The sequence below is a fragment of the Streptomyces sp. NPDC032721 genome (assembly GCF_055579625.1).
The window spans coordinates 5,306-21,720 of record NZ_JBVIMX010000046.1 but is presented as its reverse complement, the minus strand read 5'-3'; the positions used below and the strand labels follow the sequence as shown (position 1 = coordinate 21,720).

At 71.0% G+C, this 16,415-nt stretch carries 19 protein-coding genes; 9 read left to right on the top strand and 10 right to left on the bottom strand.

Annotated features, from left to right (window positions below; genetic code table 11):
* Window positions 1–642: 642 nt before the first annotated feature.
* The 8 genes from ACZ5PB_RS42745 to ACZ5PB_RS42710 all read right to left on the bottom strand — a co-directional run bounded on the left by ACZ5PB_RS42745 (window position 643) and on the right by ACZ5PB_RS42710 (window position 7,760).
* Window positions 643–1,326, bottom strand: a complete 684-nt coding sequence (locus tag ACZ5PB_RS42745; RefSeq protein ID WP_468699079.1) for a hypothetical protein — start codon at window positions 1,324–1,326, stop codon at window positions 643–645.
* Window positions 1,327–1,681: 355 nt separating this feature from the next.
* The gene (locus ACZ5PB_RS42740) at window positions 1,682–1,855 is read right to left on the bottom strand and encodes a hypothetical protein (protein WP_468699078.1); all 174 of its coding nucleotides are present in this window, start codon (window positions 1,853–1,855) and stop codon (window positions 1,682–1,684) included.
* A gap of 50 nt (window positions 1,856–1,905) precedes the next feature.
* Window positions 1,906–3,576: a DUF2637 domain-containing protein gene (locus ACZ5PB_RS42735; RefSeq protein ID WP_468699077.1), complete on the bottom strand. Its 1,671-nt coding sequence runs from the start codon at window positions 3,574–3,576 to the stop codon at window positions 1,906–1,908.
* A gap of 491 nt (window positions 3,577–4,067) precedes the next feature.
* Window positions 4,068–4,208 (bottom strand): hypothetical protein, encoded by a 141-nt coding sequence (locus ACZ5PB_RS42730; RefSeq protein ID WP_468699075.1) that lies wholly within the window; start codon window positions 4,206–4,208, stop codon window positions 4,068–4,070.
* A 204-nt stretch (window positions 4,209–4,412) separates the two neighbouring features.
* Window positions 4,413–6,560 carry an FtsK/SpoIIIE domain-containing protein gene (locus ACZ5PB_RS42725; RefSeq protein WP_468699074.1) on the bottom strand — a complete coding sequence of 716 codons (2,148 nt, stop codon included), beginning with the start codon at window positions 6,558–6,560 and terminating at the stop codon, window positions 4,413–4,415.
* A complete protein-coding gene (locus ACZ5PB_RS42720) occupies window positions 6,557–7,081 on the bottom strand; it encodes a hypothetical protein (protein ID WP_468699072.1) in 525 nt (174 codons plus the stop codon). Before ACZ5PB_RS42720 ends, ACZ5PB_RS42725 begins: the two co-directional genes overlap by 4 nt.
* The gene (locus tag ACZ5PB_RS42715; RefSeq protein WP_468699070.1) at window positions 7,081–7,638 is read right to left on the bottom strand and encodes a hypothetical protein; all 558 of its coding nucleotides are present in this window, start codon (window positions 7,636–7,638) and stop codon (window positions 7,081–7,083) included. The genes ACZ5PB_RS42720 and ACZ5PB_RS42715 overlap by 1 nt, the downstream gene beginning before the upstream one ends.
* A complete protein-coding gene (locus tag ACZ5PB_RS42710; protein ID WP_468699068.1) occupies window positions 7,635–7,760 on the bottom strand; it encodes a hypothetical protein in 126 nt (41 codons plus the stop codon). The genes ACZ5PB_RS42715 and ACZ5PB_RS42710 overlap by 4 nt, the downstream gene beginning before the upstream one ends.
* A gap of 372 nt (window positions 7,761–8,132) precedes the next feature.
* Here ACZ5PB_RS42710 and ACZ5PB_RS42705 point away from each other — a divergent pair, with 372 nt between their 5' ends.
* From ACZ5PB_RS42705 to ACZ5PB_RS42675, 7 genes are all read left to right on the top strand, one after another.
* The gene (locus ACZ5PB_RS42705; protein ID WP_468699067.1) at window positions 8,133–8,882 is read left to right on the top strand and encodes a GntR family transcriptional regulator; all 750 of its coding nucleotides are present in this window, start codon (window positions 8,133–8,135) and stop codon (window positions 8,880–8,882) included.
* A 317-nt stretch (window positions 8,883–9,199) separates the two neighbouring features.
* Window positions 9,200–10,225, top strand: coding sequence for a hypothetical protein (locus ACZ5PB_RS42700; protein WP_468699065.1), 1,026 nt, complete (start codon window positions 9,200–9,202; stop codon window positions 10,223–10,225).
* Window positions 10,222–11,715, top strand: coding sequence for a replicative DNA helicase (locus tag ACZ5PB_RS42695; protein ID WP_468699063.1), 1,494 nt, complete (start codon window positions 10,222–10,224; stop codon window positions 11,713–11,715). Before ACZ5PB_RS42700 ends, ACZ5PB_RS42695 begins: the two co-directional genes overlap by 4 nt.
* 556 nt (window positions 11,716–12,271) lie before the next feature.
* Window positions 12,272–12,517, top strand: coding sequence for a hypothetical protein (locus ACZ5PB_RS42690; protein ID WP_468699023.1), 246 nt, complete (start codon window positions 12,272–12,274; stop codon window positions 12,515–12,517).
* Window positions 12,486–13,019: a DUF6879 family protein gene (locus ACZ5PB_RS42685; RefSeq protein ID WP_468699061.1), complete on the top strand. Its 534-nt coding sequence runs from the start codon at window positions 12,486–12,488 to the stop codon at window positions 13,017–13,019. Before ACZ5PB_RS42690 ends, ACZ5PB_RS42685 begins: the two co-directional genes overlap by 32 nt.
* A gap of 2 nt (window positions 13,020–13,021) precedes the next feature.
* The gene (locus ACZ5PB_RS42680; RefSeq protein WP_468699060.1) at window positions 13,022–13,858 is read left to right on the top strand and encodes a Scr1 family TA system antitoxin-like transcriptional regulator; all 837 of its coding nucleotides are present in this window, start codon (window positions 13,022–13,024) and stop codon (window positions 13,856–13,858) included.
* Between the two features lie 142 nt (window positions 13,859–14,000).
* On the top strand, window positions 14,001–14,420 hold the full coding sequence (locus tag ACZ5PB_RS42675) for a DUF6415 family natural product biosynthesis protein (RefSeq protein ID WP_468699059.1): 420 nt from the start codon (window positions 14,001–14,003) through the stop codon (window positions 14,418–14,420).
* Window positions 14,421–14,683: 263 nt separating this feature from the next.
* On the opposite strand, the gene ACZ5PB_RS42670 is transcribed toward ACZ5PB_RS42675, so the two are convergent.
* Together ACZ5PB_RS42670 and ACZ5PB_RS42665 are read right to left on the bottom strand one after the other, a co-directional pair.
* Window positions 14,684–14,929: a hypothetical protein gene (locus ACZ5PB_RS42670; protein ID WP_468699058.1), complete on the bottom strand. Its 246-nt coding sequence runs from the start codon at window positions 14,927–14,929 to the stop codon at window positions 14,684–14,686.
* Window positions 14,926–15,162 (bottom strand): hypothetical protein, encoded by a 237-nt coding sequence (locus tag ACZ5PB_RS42665; protein WP_468699057.1) that lies wholly within the window; start codon window positions 15,160–15,162, stop codon window positions 14,926–14,928. The genes ACZ5PB_RS42670 and ACZ5PB_RS42665 overlap by 4 nt, the downstream gene beginning before the upstream one ends.
* A 447-nt stretch (window positions 15,163–15,609) precedes the next feature.
* On the opposite strand from ACZ5PB_RS42665, the gene ACZ5PB_RS42660 reads away from it, so the two are divergent.
* Complete coding sequence (locus ACZ5PB_RS42660) at window positions 15,610–15,807, top strand: hypothetical protein (RefSeq protein WP_468699056.1); 198 nt, start codon at window positions 15,610–15,612, stop codon at window positions 15,805–15,807.
* Between the two features lie 102 nt (window positions 15,808–15,909).
* Window positions 15,910–16,311 carry a hypothetical protein gene (locus ACZ5PB_RS42655; RefSeq protein ID WP_468699055.1) on the top strand — a complete coding sequence of 134 codons (402 nt, stop codon included), beginning with the start codon at window positions 15,910–15,912 and terminating at the stop codon, window positions 16,309–16,311.
* Window positions 16,312–16,415 lie beyond the last annotated feature (104 nt).

Genomic DNA, 16,415 nt, shown 5'->3' with positions numbered 1-16,415 from the left:
TCTGGTGCTCCGCACCAGCAACTCGCCTGCTCCGCAGTCTCGTTGGCCCGCTTCGCGGGGGCTGGCTACGGCCGAGGGTGCCGGCCGATCGCCCGTAACTCGACTACACACCGTCAGAACCGGAGGAACCTACTCCCCCACCCCGAACCCGAAGCCCCGACCGCACCCCACTGCATCCAACGCAAAAAAACTTACCGCCGATCTGAGAACCACGGTACCCCCTCCGAGGACGCACGCCACCCCATTTCCCGCATCACCCCCCACCACCAAGCCCTCCACACACCGCTCTGACCAGCACAAACACACCCCGAGCACACGCCACCCCACCCCCCGACACCACCAACACACACCAAACTGACAGACCGTCAGGAGACGGATTCGAACTCACAGCCCGCCGGGCCGAATTGAACCCACCCCACCAAAACCCACCCCACCCGAATACGAAAAAGGGCCCGCATTCCACAAAGAAATGCGAGCCCAATTCACGCCGCTATTCGGCGACCGTTAGCCAGCGGTCATAGCGGCTGCATTCGCATTCGCAGTTGTGCGATTTCTCGCAGGGGCAGGGCTCACAGCAGTAGTGGATGCCGCAGTCCCGGCAGTACGAGCGTCCGCAGTCTTCGCACCAGCCGTGCTCCACGGTCACTTCCCGCCCTTCGCCGGGTTTTCGGTCCACGTGGCGCGGTCCCAGTCCGCGCGGCCGAAGCCTGTGGGGGTCCAGCGGCCGCGGCCGACGCGGACGAACCCGAACGCGATGGTGTCGGCGTCGCCCGGCGTCTTGGTGACGTGGCGGCAGTCGAACAACCAGGAGTCTTCGGGGGCGGTGTAGCCGTCCTGGGTGCCGTAGGTGCGGCCCTCCTGGAAGAAGCCGCGGGTGGTGCTCTCCTCCTTCTTGGCGGGGAGGCCTTCGGCGTGGCGGCCCTGGTGAAGGACCTGGCCGTCGCGGATGAGGGTGAGCCGGTCGGGGCCGGCCTCCATCCACGCGGTCTCGATCGCGTCGCCACCCAGGCACTCGGACGGTCCGGCGAACCACGCGATGTGCTCCTCGCCCTTGGGTGAGGTGTGCCCGAGGAGCCGGAGCTCCCTCTGGTCCGGCCACGCCTCCAGGCCGGAGTTGACGACCTCGAACGTCTCGGTGAACTGCGGGGTGTCCTGGTACGCCTCGTACGTCACCACCAGGACGTCCCCGGCCCGGGTCGGTGCCCACGGCGCGTTCTCCAGTTGCCCGTGCCCCTGGGTGATCGCCTCCAGCTCACCGCCCAGGTCCCGGCGGCGCTTCGCCTCCTGAGCCTGCTCCAGCGGCGATGTGGGCTGCTGCTTCGACATGGGATTTCCCCTTCGCGTCGCCCGGTCGCCTACCGCTCCCGGTCTGATGACACGACAACGTGACAGACCGCCGCAAACCTGTCAACTAGCCCTGAAACACGCAAAGTTCGGGCTTTTCAGTCAGATACCCGCCCGTGTACGCGAGGGCGTGAATTCACCCGCAGGGGTGAATCGGCCGGGCCGGAGCGCCGCACGCGTTCCGGCCCGGGGCGCGTGCGGCGCTCCGGGCCTAAATGGCTGGTCAGAGGGGGTCCGTTGAGGCTGGTCGTCCACTGATGCTGGCGTCCTGCTACAACAGCACGGAGGCCCCGGGGCGCTTTCCTCGCCCCGGGGCCTCGCTCTGGTCGTACGTGCGTCAGTTGGCGGTCTTGTTGTCCTCGACGGCTTCGGTGAGGGCCCGCAGGCGGTCGGTGACGGAGCCCGTGCTCTCGTAGATCGCTTCGCGGAGCGCGTGCATCATGCCGGGGTTGTCCCCGGCGGCGATTGCGTTCGTCAGCTCCTGGGCCTTGGTGTGCAGGAAGTCGCTCATGGTGGTGGCCTGCGCTTTCTGTCGGTGGGTCAGTGTTTGGGTCAGTGGGGTCAGCCGGTGTATCCGGCCTTGATGAGGTCGTAGGCGGCCTGGCGGCGTTGGCCGGCGGCCGTGCTCTGCACGTTGAGGGCGGCGCTGATCTCCTCCAGCGAGACGGCGTCCTTGTCCTTGGGGTCGGTGCTGTTGGCGGTGACTCCGGCCGCGAGGAGCATCCGGGCGACCCGGCGGTCGTCGCGCTCCCGGGGGGTGAGCCGGGCGACGTCCTCGGCCTCCCGCGCGGCCAGTTCCGCGCGTGCGGTCTCCTCGCGGGCCTGCGCCGTACGCTGCTCGGCCTCCGCCGCCTCAGCGTTCGCGATCTTCAGGTCGCGTGCCATGCGTTCCGTCAGCAGCCGGTACTCCGCAGCCGTCTTCGCCTCTTCCGCCGCCGCCTTCTCCGTACGCGCCGCTGCGGCGGCCGTGTCCGCAGCCTTCTTACGGTCGTTGGCTTCTGCGAGCAGTGCCGCCGCCTCGCGCGCCAGGGCTTCCGCCTCCGCCGCGCTCTGTTCCGCCGCCTCCTCGCGCTCCGCGAGGCGTTCCGCCTCCGCCGCGTCGCGTTCCGCCTTGCGCAGGGCGGCCTCCGCTGTGAGCTGTGCGGTGCGCGCGGCGGTCTCCGCGTGCGCCGCCGCCGACGTCTTCGCGACACGGGCTTCCGCCTCGGCGGTGGTGGTCTCCGCGTCGATCTCATGGTCCGCCGTGGTGACCATCGCGGCGATCCGCCGGCGCTCGATCGCGGCCTGTGCGGTACGCCGTTCGGCCTCGATGCGCCGCAGCTCCTCGGCCGCCAGCGCGGCCTCCTTGCGGGCCTCCTCCGCCTTCTGACGGGCCGTCTCGGCCGCCTGCTGCGTCGCGGGCAGCGCCAGCGCCTCCTCCACGCCCAGGCCGTAGGGGGCCAAAGTGAAGGGGAGCAGCTCCTCCGCGCGCGCCTTCTTCTTCCACTGCTTGCCGTGCTTGTGCTCCAGCCAGGCCCGGTAGACCTTGCGGCTCTGCTCCAGCTCGATGACCTGCCGGGCGGGCATCTCCCAGAGCTTCATCCGCCGCCACAGCAGCCAGGTCTGCCACGGGGCGAGCAGCCACCGGTGCAGGCCCACGTGGGACGACTCGCCCAGGCGTACCTGCGCGGTGCGGATGACCAGGTGGCGGGCGGCCTCGACGACGCCGACGAACAGTACGGGCATCACCGCGTGGACGGCGGCGCCCACCGGGTCGGCGAACACCGAGCGGCCCGTCGACATCGCGTTGAACACGATCGTCGCGAACGTCAGGCCGTGCCCGATCCAGCGCAGCATCGGCTTGGGGGTGCGGCGCCAGGCCAGCACGAGATCGAGCCCGTACATCACGACGATGCCGACGTCGATCCCGATCGGTACGTACCGGGCGAACGCGCCGAATCCCTTGGCCTCTGCCAGATCGCGCAGGGCGTTGTACGAGGCGCCGAAACCGACCCCGGCGATCACGATGGCGCCCGGGATCATCGCCCACATCACCCACCGCATCGCGGCACCCGACCGGTCCCGCTGCCGCTTCGGCGGTGTGCTCTCCCGTGCCGGGGGAACGTCCTCTTCTGCGTGCGGAACGTCTCCGTTCGGGCGCGGGGCGGGCTTGTGTGCGGGCGGAACGGGGTCGGTGTCCTGTGGTGCGGGGGCGGGGCCGGGGACCGTGCCCGGCTCGATCGTGGTCGTCATGTCACTCCTGATCTCGTGGGTGCGGAACGGTGGGCCGGGCACACGGGGTGTGCCCGGCCCGGGGTGGTGCGGGTGGTGCCACGGTGGCAATGCCCCGCCCACATCCTCTCGGGGGTGGGGTGCGCTTCCGTGACGGGCGGTCAGACCGCCCGGGTGTGCGGGCGGGCCGGGGGCGGGGTCGGCTCCTGGCGGCCGTCGCGCTCGTGCGGCTGCGGCCGGAGCGGCAGTTGCGGCTTGCTCATCAGCAGGCCCCGCATCCGTTGGCGGGTGCGTCGTCGGAGACGATCCACGCCCCGCAGTTCGCGCACTGCCACATGTGGGCGAGTAAGCCCCACACCTGCTGACGGGTCATCGGGCACCCCCGACCACGGCCATGAGCAGGGCGACGGCCTGCGTCCTCCAGCCCCCGCAGTGGGGGCAGACGTACTGTCCGGACCGGGAGTCGTATCGCATCCGGCGGCCGTGGCAGCGGGGGGAGGTGTGACGTGCCATCACCGACCACCCCCGGCGCTGCCCGAACCGCCCTGCTGCTGGTCGTCGGGGACCCTGGTCCAGCCACCGGTCTCGCTGTCGTACTCGCGGGCGTGCCCGGCCAGACGGGGGTCGTCCTGGGGGTCGTAGTGCGTCATCATGAGCTGTTCCCTTCGGGGTTCAGTCCCCCGGGCGACCGACTTTCTTGGCAGTTGGGCGGTCGTCCGGGGCTTCTTTTTTTGTGCCGTCCTCTACTGACAGCCGGTACTGACGAGCTACTGACGACGGCTACCGACGACGGGTCGTCAGTACGTCGTAGCGCTCTGACCTGCACTCGTCTGTAGAGAGCGGGGTCTAGTGACGGGCTACTGACCGGCGTCGGTAGCCGCGTAGCGGGTGTGCGGGGGACTGCCCAGCACCTCGACCAGGCCTTCGTCCACCCACGCCTTGAGCCATCCGCCGACGGTCGTCCGGGAGGCGCCGATCGCGTCCGCGACGGCGGCCCGCTTGACGCCCTGCGGCCCGGCTTGGCGGATCACCTCCAGCGCCTGCGCCTTCGGGTCGTCGTCCTCCTGGTCCGCGTCGTCCTGGTCCTCGTGGCCGTCGGCGTCCGGCGCGTTCAGCCATCCGTCGACCACCGACCAGTCCGCCTCGGGCACGGCCTCCACCGGCTCCTTCACCGGTGCCGGCGGAACCTGTACGGGAGCGGCAGTCACGGTCGTGCCGCGCTGGCCGCGCAGCGCCCGGACCATGTCCTGGACTTCGGCCAGTTCCTCGCCGTCCAGCCAGAGGGACCGCAGGGTGATGACCCGGCCGTGCGCCCGCAGGAGCCCGATGCCGCGCTGCGTCTCGGGCAGCAGGTGAGCGCTGTAGCCGCGCCCGGCCATCCCGTCGCCCAGGATCGAGTTCGATTCGACGGCGGTCATGGAGTACATGCACCACCGCCAGACCAGGTTGGCGCTGATCATCCGGGAGATGACCTCGACCGATGACGCCTGCGCGGACAGCACCAGCACGATGCCGAGCGCGAGGCCGCGGGCGGACAGGTCGGTGAGCGCCCTGGTGATCGCCTTGCCGTGCTTGGGGTCGGTCGTGAAGACAGACACCTCGTCGACGACGACCACCTGAATCTCCAGGCCCTCGCTGCCCACCAGGTCGGAGCGCTCCTCCAGGGACTCCACCCCGGCGGCCGCGAGCCGTGCGCCGCGCTCGCCCATCTCCGCCACCAGGTCCTCCAGGGCGAACCGGAGTTGCTCGGCCCGCGTCTGGGGATCGTGGATGTGGCAGTCCGTGAGGCCCTGCCACCTGTTCTGGCCGGGGTGTTTGCCATCGGCCAGCAGCAGCTTGACCCGGGGGTCAAGGAGACATCCGGCGATGATCAGCCGGAGGGCGGCGCCCTTCCCGGAGCGGCTGGAGCCGCCGAGGAGCAGCGAGACGTCCCGCAGCCTGACGTAGAGCAGACGGCCCCACGCGTCGAACGCGACCGGAATGCCCTGGTCCCAGACGTCGACGTCACCGAGCATGTCGGCCGTGCACACCACGGGCTCCTCGAACGGGTCCGTGGTGAAGCCGCTGATCGTCAGCGTCTTGTCGTCGCCCCCGTTCACCCGCTCGACGTGCAGGCGGGCGCGGTCCAGCTCCAGCTCACCGGCCAGGCTCTTGCGGGCGGCGACGACGTCCTCGACCGTGGCGCCGGTGTCCTTGGGCAGACGGATCGTCGCCGTCCACCGTGCCTCGGACACCTCCGGCTCCTCGACCAGCGTGACGTGCGTACCGCGCGGGATCACCCGGCACGCGGCCAGAGCCTTCGACAGGGCGGTGACCATGTCGGCGGACGCGGGCACCACACCGCCCAGGCCCGGAGCGCCGCCCGGTGCGCCCGGCACGGGGACCGGCGCGCCCGGAGCGGTACACGTACCGGCCGGAACGCTCCCACCGGTCGGCGGAACGACGCCCGGGGTCGCGGCGAGCAGGTCGGGCGGGACCGGACGTGTGGTGAGTTCCAGCGGCTCCGGGCCCCGGGCCCATGCCCCGGCCACGCCCAGGACCACGGCGGCCGGCCCCGACCACCAGGCCCCGCCCACCACCGTGGCGGCGCCGATCCCGGCGACCGGAACGGACAGCAGCACGCACCGGGCGACCGCGATGCGCTGGCGGGAGTGGCGCACCTGCTTCGGATTGACCGTCGGCACCTCGAACGCTCCCAGAGCGGCGAGCATCCGGGCGGCGCGCGCGGCCTCGGCCTCGGCCGCCTCCAGGCGCGCCTTGTCGCGGGGGACCAGGCCCCCGTCCTCCGCCGCCCGCTCGCGCAACTTCGTCGCGTGCTTGTGGGCGCGCTCGATGTCACGACGGTGCTCCAGCAGGGCGTCCTGGTGGGCCTCCGCCCGGGACTTCACGATCCGGCGCAGCAGCTCCTCGGACGAGACCGAGTGACCGCCCGCCCAGTGGGTCAGGAACTTCGCGAGCTGGCGGGCGCCGGAGCGGGTGCGGCGTACACGGCGGCGGGTGCTCATCCGATCAGCACCTTCCCGAGCCAGGAGACCAGCGGGACACCGAGCGCGGAGAGCCAGCCGCCGACGGCGACCGTGATTCCCCAGGTCGCACCGGTCAGACCGCCGGAGACGGCGAACGTGCGCTCCTCCCAGTTCTTCGCGAACCACAGGAACAGCAGCCAGCCGAGCACCAGGATGAACGCGATCCAGGAGCCGCTGTAGGACAGGACCTCACCGGTGGACAGAGGCATCGCCCCGGCCCCGGCCTGCCCCACCGCGATGCCGCCGACCTCCTGGCCGAGCCGGTTGCCGGTGCCGGTGAACCCGCCGCTGATCTTCCCGACCAGACCGCCCGTCACGGCGGACGCGAGCACCATCGTCACGAACGACCCCAGCCACGGGACCAAGAACTTCTTCTTCTTCAGCGCCTTCAGGCTCCGCTTGTTCTTGAAGAAAACCCACATCGCGGTGGCCGCCGCGAGCGTGAAACCGAACGCCGCGCCCGCCCGGGTCACCACGTGCGTGATCGTGATCCAGTCCATCAGGCACCCACGATCCAGGACGAGATCAGGTGCCGGGTCGGGTCCGCGATCAGCGTCCCGCCGACCACCGCGACCAGCAGTGCGGCGCACGCCCACCGGCGGATCCGCCCGCCGCACGCGGCGCCGACTCCGGCGACCGCCGACGTGATGACGGCGGCGGCGAAGGCGGCGTCGACCGACACGTCCCGCGACATCGGGTTCGCCACCCGGTCCGCCCACAGGAACGCGGGCAGCGTCGCGACTCCGAGCAGTACGAGGGTGCGCACCGGGTGCACGGCACGGACGGCGTTCCGTACGCGGTCCCAGTCGATCAAGTGCGCGTCGGAGGGGTCCCGGTCCGGGATCGCGTCGACGTGCGGCAGCGACCACACCGGCACCTCGGCCGCCGCCGGGCCGGAGGCCTGCACCCCGAACTCGGGGTCGGTCAACAACCGGTCGAACCAGTCGGCGTGCTGGTCCTGGTCGTGCTCGCCGTGCTCCTGCACGGGCACCACGGCCAGGCGGCGGGCCTGCGGCCAGCCCGGCGGCAGCGGGGGAACCCCGCCCGCCCCGGTCACAGGACACCGTCCAGCCGCTGCCGCAGCAACGTCCGCATCCGCAGCTCGTCCCCGCCGATCACCGGCGTGACCGGCCCCGGCACGAACTGCCCCACGGCGGTACGGCACTTCGACGGCAACACCGTCCGCGTCACCTGCACCGGGCGTGCACACCTGACACGCCGGGGGCGCCACCAGCGCCCCCAATCTGCAACCATCAACACGTCCGAATCCCTTCTGATCAGGGGTTTCTGACAGCGGTACCGGTGCGTAGGAACACCGGTACCGCCGCCCGGTCGGTGCTAGGAACACCGGCCGGGCACCTGCATTTCCGCAGGTCAGAGCACACCTGTGCCCTATCCGGCATGTTCCCGGGCGGGGCTTGGTGCTCCTTCAAGGTAGAGCACTAGGCGCCCGAGGCGCTAGTACTAGCGATGAATTCCCACGTGGCGTAGCCTCAGGGGTGCATCACTGCACTCAGGGGAGTGCAGTGCGAGCACAGGAGGGAGACAGAGGTGCCCGACACAGTCGGATACGCAGAGATCGCGGCGCACTACCGCCGGCAGATCCAGGACGGCATCCTCAAGCCCGGCGACACGCTGCCGTCGCTGCGGCAGGTCTGCGAGACGTATGGCGTGGCGACGACCACCGCCAACAGGGCCTATCAGATGCTCAAGCGCGAAGGATTGACGCTGCCCAAGGCGGGTGTGGGAACGGTCGTCGCAGCGCCGCTCAGCAACAACATCGCCTCACGCGTACAGCTCCACGAAGCCACAGGAACGGCGCTCGGCGGCGGCGAAACGTCTCGCATTCTCAACGTCGGCACCGTTGGTGCCGACGAACTGATCGCGCCACGCCTCGACGTCGCACCGGGCACACCCGTGCACGTACGCCAGCGACTCGTCAGCAGGGGCGGTGTGCCGATTCACCTCAGCAGCTCGTATTACCCGGCGTACGTGATCGCGGTAACGCCGGAGCTGACAGAAATGGTTTCCACCGGCGGATCGCGAGAATTGGCCGCCGAACGGCTCGGACTCGCACAGGATCATGTTCTGGAAGAGGTCACTTCGCGGCTGGCAACTGACCCTGAGAAATCGGCACTTGGCCTGACCGCCGGAGACGTAATTGTCACTCAGGTCGTCCGATCCGTTTTCCTCACCGACGGCAGGGTTGTAGAAGTCGCGGTGAAAATCGCGGGCGGCGCAACGATTCTCAGGTGGTCGACTCCTCTTGCGACTCCGGCGAACGAACAAAGCACCGAGTAGGAAATACGGCTCACTAGAAACGAAACAGGCCCCGCACTAGGCGGGGCCTGAACGCCCGTTTAAGGACGGCCATCCCTAAACGGAAATGCACTCTCAGCTATGTGATGAACGGAGGTGCGCTCACCCATGAGGGTACGTGCACGACAGGACAGCAGACCAGAGGGCCACGTCACAGCAGGTCAGACCACCGGGCATGACGTGCTCGCCCCGGCGTCGGTGGTGGCGCTGTGACAGAGAACCTTGGGCACGAGCCGGGGACGGCCCGTGTCACCGGGAGAGCGCCTGCGCTGCGGCCGTCGGTGCCGTTGTACCGGCACATGGTCTACGGGTCGGGCCTGAGTCATGCCCTGGACTTCCTGGTGCTGGCACACATCCACTTCCTCTGCGAGGACGGCCAGTCGTTCAGCGTGGACGAGCTAGTGGAGGCGCTGCGCCGCGAAGACGTGCGGAGCTCGAACGGGAAGGGCCTGATCGGCAGCAAGGCGGTGTACGAGTCGGTTGCGCGGCTGCGGTCGGCTGGCTTCCTGCACCGCTCCCAGGAGAACGGCGGCAGCTTCGGTGCTGTCGAGTACACGTTCTTCGAGTTCCCTGTCCTGAACCCCAACTGGACCCCTCCCACGGCATCCGGTTCACCCGAGAATGGCCCGCTTCTCCTGACAGGCGAAGCGGATACGAAGCTACCCACTAGTAACAGTATTTCCGCAGGTCAGACCGCTTCTCCTGACAAGGCACGCGCTGACAAGGCACGCGCTGACAGGCGAAGCGGGAAGCGGCGCATTTCCGCAGGTCAGACCGCTTCTCCTGTCAGGCGAAGCGGAACGGCTTCCCCCCCACACCCCCCGGAGGAGGTAACTACCTCCTCCTCCCTCTCCTCCACCACTGATGCGCTCGCGTCACAGAAGGAGGAGGAGGCGGGGTCCGTCTGGACCGAAGAACAGCTGGCAACGGCACGGGTGTGGCTGGGGCGGTTGCCGTACCCGTGGACGGTCGGGCGTCAGCAGGCCCGCAAGCTCGCTCCGCTGCTGCTGGACGCTGCGACGGAACAGGGCTGGGAACTGGACGCCTCACTGGCCGCTGAGCTGACGAAGAACCCGACCGGTGTGAAGAACCACGCGACGACGCTGGCGCGGGCGCGGGTGCCGAACCTGGTGCGCCGCGAGATGGTCCACCCCCCGGCGGCCCCGGTGGAAGGCCCGGCTGCGGGTGCTGGTGTGCCTGCGGCGCGGTCGGCGGTCGAAGCGTGTGCGGCGTGCGACGACTACGGGTGGCTGCTGGATGACGACGATGACGGCCCCCAGGTGCGGTGCGCCCATGCGGGTCTGACGGCGGGAGAGGTGCGATGAGCACGGTGGAGATGCCCGCCCCGAGGGCGGCTGAGCCGGACACGGTGGCGGCGAGCGTGGAGGCCGAGGGCGCGGTGCTGGGGGCGTGCCTGATGGCGACCCGGGTGTACGACCCGGTCGCGGACGCGGCGCGGGTGCTGGCCGAGGGCGACTGGTCGGTGCCCGCGAACGAGCCGGTGTGGGACGCGGTCGTGCGCCTGCACGGCGCCGGGCGCCCGACCGGGGTGCCCTCGGTGGAGGCGGAGCTGCGGCGGGCCGGAGAGCTGGAGCGGGCCGGCGGACTGCTGCGGCTGTCGCAGCTCGCGGCGCAGGCCTGTACCGCGACGGAGGCCGAGCACTACGCGCGGATCATCCACGGCTACGCCGAAGTGCGCCGCTACCAGGCAACGCTGGTGCGGGCGATGCAGGGTGCCCGGCAGGCCGACCCGCTCGCGCTGCCCGAGACGATCGCCGCCCACCAGACGGAGCTGGAGCAGCTCACCGGGTCCGACCCGGACGAGGCGGACCTGTACGGGCGGCTCGGCGAGCACCTGGACGAGCACCTGGACGACCTGACCCGCACGGTGGAGCCCCTCGCCGTCACCGGGCTGAGCGACCTCGACTTGCTGATGCAGCTCACCCCCGGGCAGTTGGTCGTGGTGGCCGGACGTCCCGGGATGGGCAAGTCGGCGTTCGCACTGGGCATCGCGCTGGCGACGGCCGCGACCGGGCGCACCACGCTGGTGCACAGCCTGGAAATGGGCCGCCCGGAGGTCAACAACCGGATCCTCGCGGCCGAGGCCCGGGTCGCGTTCCACCACCTGCGCGGTGGCGTCGACAGCATGACGGCGGCCGACTGGGACCGGCTCGACCGGTTCGTGCCCGATCTCAAGGCGCTGCCGCTGTGGATCGACTACAGCTCCCGGGTCAGCCCGGCCCGCATCCGCTCCCGGATCAAGCAGCTCACCCGCGAGAGCGGGCAGGCCCCGCTGGTGGTCGTGGACTACCTCCAGCTCATGCAGACCGACCAGCGTTCCTCCCGGCAGAGCCTCTACGAGCGGGTCACCGAGATCAGCCGCGAACTCAAGGTGCTGGCCGCCGACACCGGGGCCGTGATCATCGCGCTGGCGCAGCTCAACCGGGCGTCCGAGCAGCGCACCGACAAGAAGCCCGCCGTGTCCGACCTGCGCGACTCCGGGGCGCTGGAGCAGGACGCGGACGCGGTGATCCTGCTGCACCGCGAGGACTACTACGAGCCGACCACCCGGCCGGGCGAGACCGACCTGATCGTCGGCAAGCACCGCAACGGGCCCTGCGCCACGATTACGGTCGCACACCAGTTCCATTACAGTCGCCTGCGCGATATGGCCCGCACCGACACCGAGTACGAAGACCCGCAGGCCACCGGGGTCGGCGTGTACACGTTCACGGACGAGCAGATCGCCGCACTCACGCCAGAGCAGCGCGCCGCATTCGACGGCATGGATCCGGAGCAGGGGAAGGCCGTCTAGGCCCCTGAGTGGCCCTGTGGGCGCCGAACTCCCCTCCCGGGCACTTCCTGGTGACCCAGGGTCAAGATCGGCGCTCACAGGGGCGTATGGCGATCATCGCGGGTGCGGCGGACGGCCCCCGTTCCTCGTCCTCACCGCCGTTGTCCCGTCGCCGGTGAATCCGGGGCCCCACGCGCGCGCGTGACGTGCGCGCGCGTAGGGGCCGCTCCGGACGGGACAGCGGGACAGGGCGCGCGACAGGGCGCGCGACAGTCAACGGGACAGCCTGTCGGTCACTCGTGCGGGTGATGGACGAGTGGGTGGTGGCGCAGGACGATCCGCAGAAAGCGTGTGGGGGCCGGTCGTTGAGCGCGGCCGGCCCGCGCGTGCTCCGCCGTCCGGGGCACGCACCACCGCACCGCCGAAGCCCGGCAACGACTTCGTTGCCGGGCTTCGTCATGCCCGAGGGCGGGTGCGTAGGCGGGGTGGCCCGGTCCGGCTATGGCGGGCGGCCGTGCGCTGCTGGTTGGCTGGTGGTGCGCAATTTCCTGCAATGGGGCTGGAGTTGGAGGCGATCATGGCTCTACGGTTCGTAGGGATCGACCCGAATACCGATACCGGGCAGTGCCCGACGGTGTGGGTCGATGACAAGTCCGCCGAGGTGGTCGTCCAGGGCTGGCTGCCCGACGACGCGATGCTCGCGGAGTGCCTGGCCACGGGCCCGGTGCCCGCCACTGAGGGTGTGGTGCGGATCCCGGCCCGGATGGTGCAGATCCTGAGGGAGGCGTGCGATGCCGCAGAACGGCGAAGTGCCGGGCTTTGACGCCCTGCTGGACGGCGCCCGCCGCACGGCCGTGCACCTGGAGATGCGCGACGCGTACGGCGTCGCCCACGAATCCGCGGGCTTCGCCGCCTGGCTGGCGACGGGGGAGCGCAACGTCGACCCCGCCTCGGAGTACTGGGCGTTCTGGGTGGACCTGGTGCGCCGCACCGTGGCCCGGGGCGTGACCGTGCGCCGCGCCCGGATCGTCTCCGAGCCGCTCTCGGACTACGCCCGCTACGGCCTGGCCGGGGCCGTGGTGAACGTGGCGGCCGGGGAGGAGCTGCGCTACCTGCCCCGGCGCCAGGCTTCGGACATCGCGCTGCCCGGGAACGACTTCTGGCTGATCGACGACCAGGTGGTGCGCTTCAACCACTTCACCGGGAACGGCGCATCGGCCGGCGGCGAGCTGACCGACGATCCGGCCGTGGCCGCACTCTGCCGGGACGCGTTCGCGGCGGTGTGGGAGCGCGCGGTGCCGTTCGAGGACTACAAGCCGACCTGACGATGTCCTCGCCCCTGTCCAGTGCCCAGGCTGCTCGCGTCGCGCTCGCCATGCGGCTGCGGCACCTGCGCCTGGACGCGGGCCTGGCGAGCGGCGACCTGTCGCTGGCCTGCGGCTGGCACCCGGCCAAGACCTCCCGCATCGAGCACGCCAAGGCCGCCCCGACGGATGCGGACCTGCGGGCCTGGTGCACGGCCTGCGGGGCCGACGACCAGGCACCCGACCTGATCGCCGCCGCCCGCAACGCGCACTCCATGTACACGGAGTGGCGGCGCCTCAACCGGGCCGGGCTGACCAGCCTCCAGCGGGAACTCGTACCGCTGATGGACCGCACCCGGCAGTTCCGGGTGTACTGCTCGCACGTGGTGCCCGGCCTCCTCCAGACCCCCGCGTACGCCGCTGCCGTGATCGCCGCGTACGGCCGGTTCCACCACACCACCACCGACATCGACGCCGCGGCCGCCGCCCGCGTGAAGCGCTCGAAGGTGCTGCACAAGCGCGGCCGCACCTTCGCGTTCCTCATCGAGGAGCCGGTGCTGCACTCCCGCCTCGTCGTCGACCAGGACGTGGTCGACGAGCAGCTCGCGCACCTGGAGGAGGCGGCCGGGCTGCCGCAGGTCTCGCTGGGCATCGTTCCGGCCCGCGCGCCGCGCCCGCTGTGGCCCACCGAGTCGTTCACCGTGTACGACGACGCCCAGGTCGGCATCGAGCTGCTGTCCGCGCGGGTCACCCTCACCGCCCCCGGCGAAATCGCGCTCTACGAGCGGGCGTTCGCCGACCTCGCCACCCACGCCGTCCACGGCCCCGCCGCCCTGGCCCTGATCCGCCGCGCCGGGTGAAACTCCGCAAAAACCCGCAAGAACGTTGAGCCCCGGACTGCGGCGTCCCTAGCGTCAACGGTGTCGGGGCCCACTCCCCAGCAGCACCACGGCGGCCCCGGCGGGCGCACTCCCACGAGTGCTCGATCCGGAGGCCCCCCCCATGTCCAACCACTTCATTGCCGAGCCCGACGGCCCGGCCACGCACGCCTACCCGCTCGACACCGGCGTCATGACCAGCACCGTCACCCGCGCCCTGGCCGTCCTCGGCGCCGGCCACCCACTGCCCCGGCCCGACGACGTCGAAGTACTGACCAGCCTGCTGTGCGGGCACGTCGCCCTGCTCCTGAAGGAGACCAAACCAGTCCTCGACGCGATGTACCACGGCAGCATCGAGTGGGACCGCGAACAGGCCGCCCACGACGCCGCACGCCGCGCCCTGGAGTCCGGCCCCACCCACGGCCTGGCCGCCGCCACGGTCCGGCTGCGCGAACTCGCCTACGGCTGCGAACGCCTCCTCGCGCTCCTCGCGGACGACCACCAGGAGCCCGGACGCCCCGGCCCCGCCGACCGGCACTGTTGATGAGCAAGCCGGGGGGTTGCACCGCTAGGGGGCTGCACAGGGTGCTGCACAGGGGGAATCAGCGGCGCACCGCAGGTAGCACCGGAGGTAGGCACCCCCGAACCGGACACGGCCCGTTGTGCCTGGTCAGACCCCCTCGGCAAGCCTGTCCAGCGCGCCGACACCTCTTCTCCCGGCAGTTCGGGAGGGGAGGTGTCGGATTTTCGTGCGGGGCGGCGTCCTGATCTCGGCGAAGGACACCGACGTACTCAGTAGGCATGCGATCACTCGATGGTGATCAGCCGGACCACCGTCACGGTCAGCACGGACGGCGAGACGACGTACCGCACGAACGCGCCGTGCACGGTGGCCTCGCGGCGGTCGCGGTCGGCGCCGACCGGGGTGGAACCGTGCCCGTACGGATCGGCACCGAGCGTCCCGGCCACCGCGGCTTTGAACATTTCGCTGTTCCCCATTTTGGCGAGCGTGGCGTCGGCCGGCGGGGCGTAGGTGATGCGGTACCGGCTCATCCGGCGTGGCGCTCCCGCTCCCTCAACTGCGCGGTGAGCTCGCGCTCCTGGTCGTCCTCGGCGACTTCGAACAGCCAGTGCCGCAGTACCGCGTGCAGCTGGTCGACGGAGGCCTCGGCCACCGCCTGGTCGAAGTCCTCGCGCCGCCCGGCGGGCAGGGCTTCGCGGATGCCGGGGATCGTGTCGGGCAGCTCGATCTGCTGCCCGTTGCTCCATGTCGTCAGCCTGGCCACCACGGGCCTCCCTGATGCCGGTACGGATGAGCCGTACCGCTCACGGTAGCGACATCGAGCCCGTCCCCGGGGGCCTCCCTGGAGTTCGTCCTCCTGCACGACCTGTTCAACCGGCGGGCCCGCACCGCGCGCCTGGGGGGATGGGGGGCGGCCGTCCGGCGGAGGCATTCGGCCCGCTGGACCTGTCCCGAGGGCTGGAGGGGCGTAGGTAACCGACTCCCTTCCTTCCTGAAGGGGCCATCGACTGACCTGTCGTTCGAAGGGACTTGCGCCGCTTGCCCCTGCCCTCTGCACAGTCGCCCCACCACCGAGCACACCCCGCCCCGTCCGCAGTTCCGGACGGGGCGCTGCTGTCCGCTGCCCACCCCGCCGCCAAAGGGGCGAGCCGCTGTACCACCGCCCACGCCCACCCCGGGCCGGGCCAACACATCAACGAAGGAAGTGACCATGACTCTCTCCCTGCACGCCCTGGTGACCCTGATCCTGCTCGGCTGCGTGCTGCTGCTCCTGGTGGGTGGCGGCATCTACCTGGCCTGGCGGCACCCCCGGGCCGGGGCCCTGATCACCGTGGGCGCCACGATCGTTGCGACGTTCGTCGCCATCCTCGGCACGGCGATTGCCGCAGTTGCGCTCAGCAGCCCGTGACCCCGGCCGGTTGCCGCGTGCCCCGCGAGGCTTGTCGCTTGCCGTGAACGGGTTGCCCGGCTCCACCGGGGCTTGCCGGGCGGTGGAATCGTTGGACACCTCATGACGACGCTTCCCCCGCCCGCCGCCGGCCCCGTGCCCGCTCTCGCCGACGCGGCCGCCGACGCCGTGTGCGTCCTCGCCGACGCGGTCGCCCCCGGCTGGCCCGCCGACCGCGGCGGCACACACGACGCCCTCGACGCGCTCGACGTCCTGCTCGCTGCCCTCGGCCAGCTCGACGCCGACGCCGCCCGCCTCCTGGCCCCCGCCGTTCTCTCCGCGACCCGGCTGCGCCACCACCTCGACGGCGGCCCGCTCGGCGACGGCCAGGACGACGGCCAGGAGGCGGGCGGCATCCTGGCGGCGCCCGTACCGGCCCCGGTGCCCGCCGTCCCCGCTCCCCGCACTGCGGCCCGGCCCCGGCGACGCGGCCTCGGCCCCGGCTACCAAGGACTCAAGATCTGAACTGACCACCGGCCGGACTGACCACGCCCGGCCACCCCATGGTCAGTCCGCCGACGGCCATGGTCAGTGCCGTGGTCAGTTGCCGAATCGGCAACTGACCACGG

Excerpts from the sequence above, each read along its gene's own strand:
- ACZ5PB_RS42745 (WP_468699079.1), bottom strand. The coding sequence starts at position 1,326 with ATGTCGAAGCAGCAGCCCACATCGCCGCTGGAGCAGGCTCAGGAGGCG.
- ACZ5PB_RS42740 (WP_468699078.1), bottom strand. The coding sequence starts at position 1,855 with ATGAGCGACTTCCTGCACACCAAGGCCCAGGAGCTGACGAACGCAATC.
- ACZ5PB_RS42735 (WP_468699077.1), bottom strand. The coding sequence starts at position 3,576 with ATGACGACCACGATCGAGCCGGGCACGGTCCCCGGCCCCGCCCCCGCA.
- ACZ5PB_RS42730 (WP_468699075.1), bottom strand. The coding sequence starts at position 4,208 with ATGATGACGCACTACGACCCCCAGGACGACCCCCGTCTGGCCGGGCAC.
- ACZ5PB_RS42725 (WP_468699074.1), bottom strand. The coding sequence starts at position 6,560 with ATGAGCACCCGCCGCCGTGTACGCCGCACCCGCTCCGGCGCCCGCCAG.
- ACZ5PB_RS42720 (WP_468699072.1), bottom strand. The coding sequence starts at position 7,081 with ATGGACTGGATCACGATCACGCACGTGGTGACCCGGGCGGGCGCGGCG.
- ACZ5PB_RS42700 (WP_468699065.1), top strand. The coding sequence starts at position 9,200 with ATGGTCTACGGGTCGGGCCTGAGTCATGCCCTGGACTTCCTGGTGCTG.
- ACZ5PB_RS42695 (WP_468699063.1), top strand. The coding sequence starts at position 10,222 with ATGAGCACGGTGGAGATGCCCGCCCCGAGGGCGGCTGAGCCGGACACG.
- ACZ5PB_RS42690 (WP_468699023.1), top strand. The coding sequence starts at position 12,272 with ATGGCTCTACGGTTCGTAGGGATCGACCCGAATACCGATACCGGGCAG.
- ACZ5PB_RS42685 (WP_468699061.1), top strand. The coding sequence starts at position 12,486 with ATGCCGCAGAACGGCGAAGTGCCGGGCTTTGACGCCCTGCTGGACGGC.
- ACZ5PB_RS42680 (WP_468699060.1), top strand. The coding sequence starts at position 13,022 with ATGTCCTCGCCCCTGTCCAGTGCCCAGGCTGCTCGCGTCGCGCTCGCC.
- ACZ5PB_RS42675 (WP_468699059.1), top strand. The coding sequence starts at position 14,001 with ATGTCCAACCACTTCATTGCCGAGCCCGACGGCCCGGCCACGCACGCC.
- ACZ5PB_RS42670 (WP_468699058.1), bottom strand. The coding sequence starts at position 14,929 with ATGAGCCGGTACCGCATCACCTACGCCCCGCCGGCCGACGCCACGCTC.
- ACZ5PB_RS42660 (WP_468699056.1), top strand. The coding sequence starts at position 15,610 with ATGACTCTCTCCCTGCACGCCCTGGTGACCCTGATCCTGCTCGGCTGC.
- ACZ5PB_RS42655 (WP_468699055.1), top strand. The coding sequence starts at position 15,910 with ATGACGACGCTTCCCCCGCCCGCCGCCGGCCCCGTGCCCGCTCTCGCC.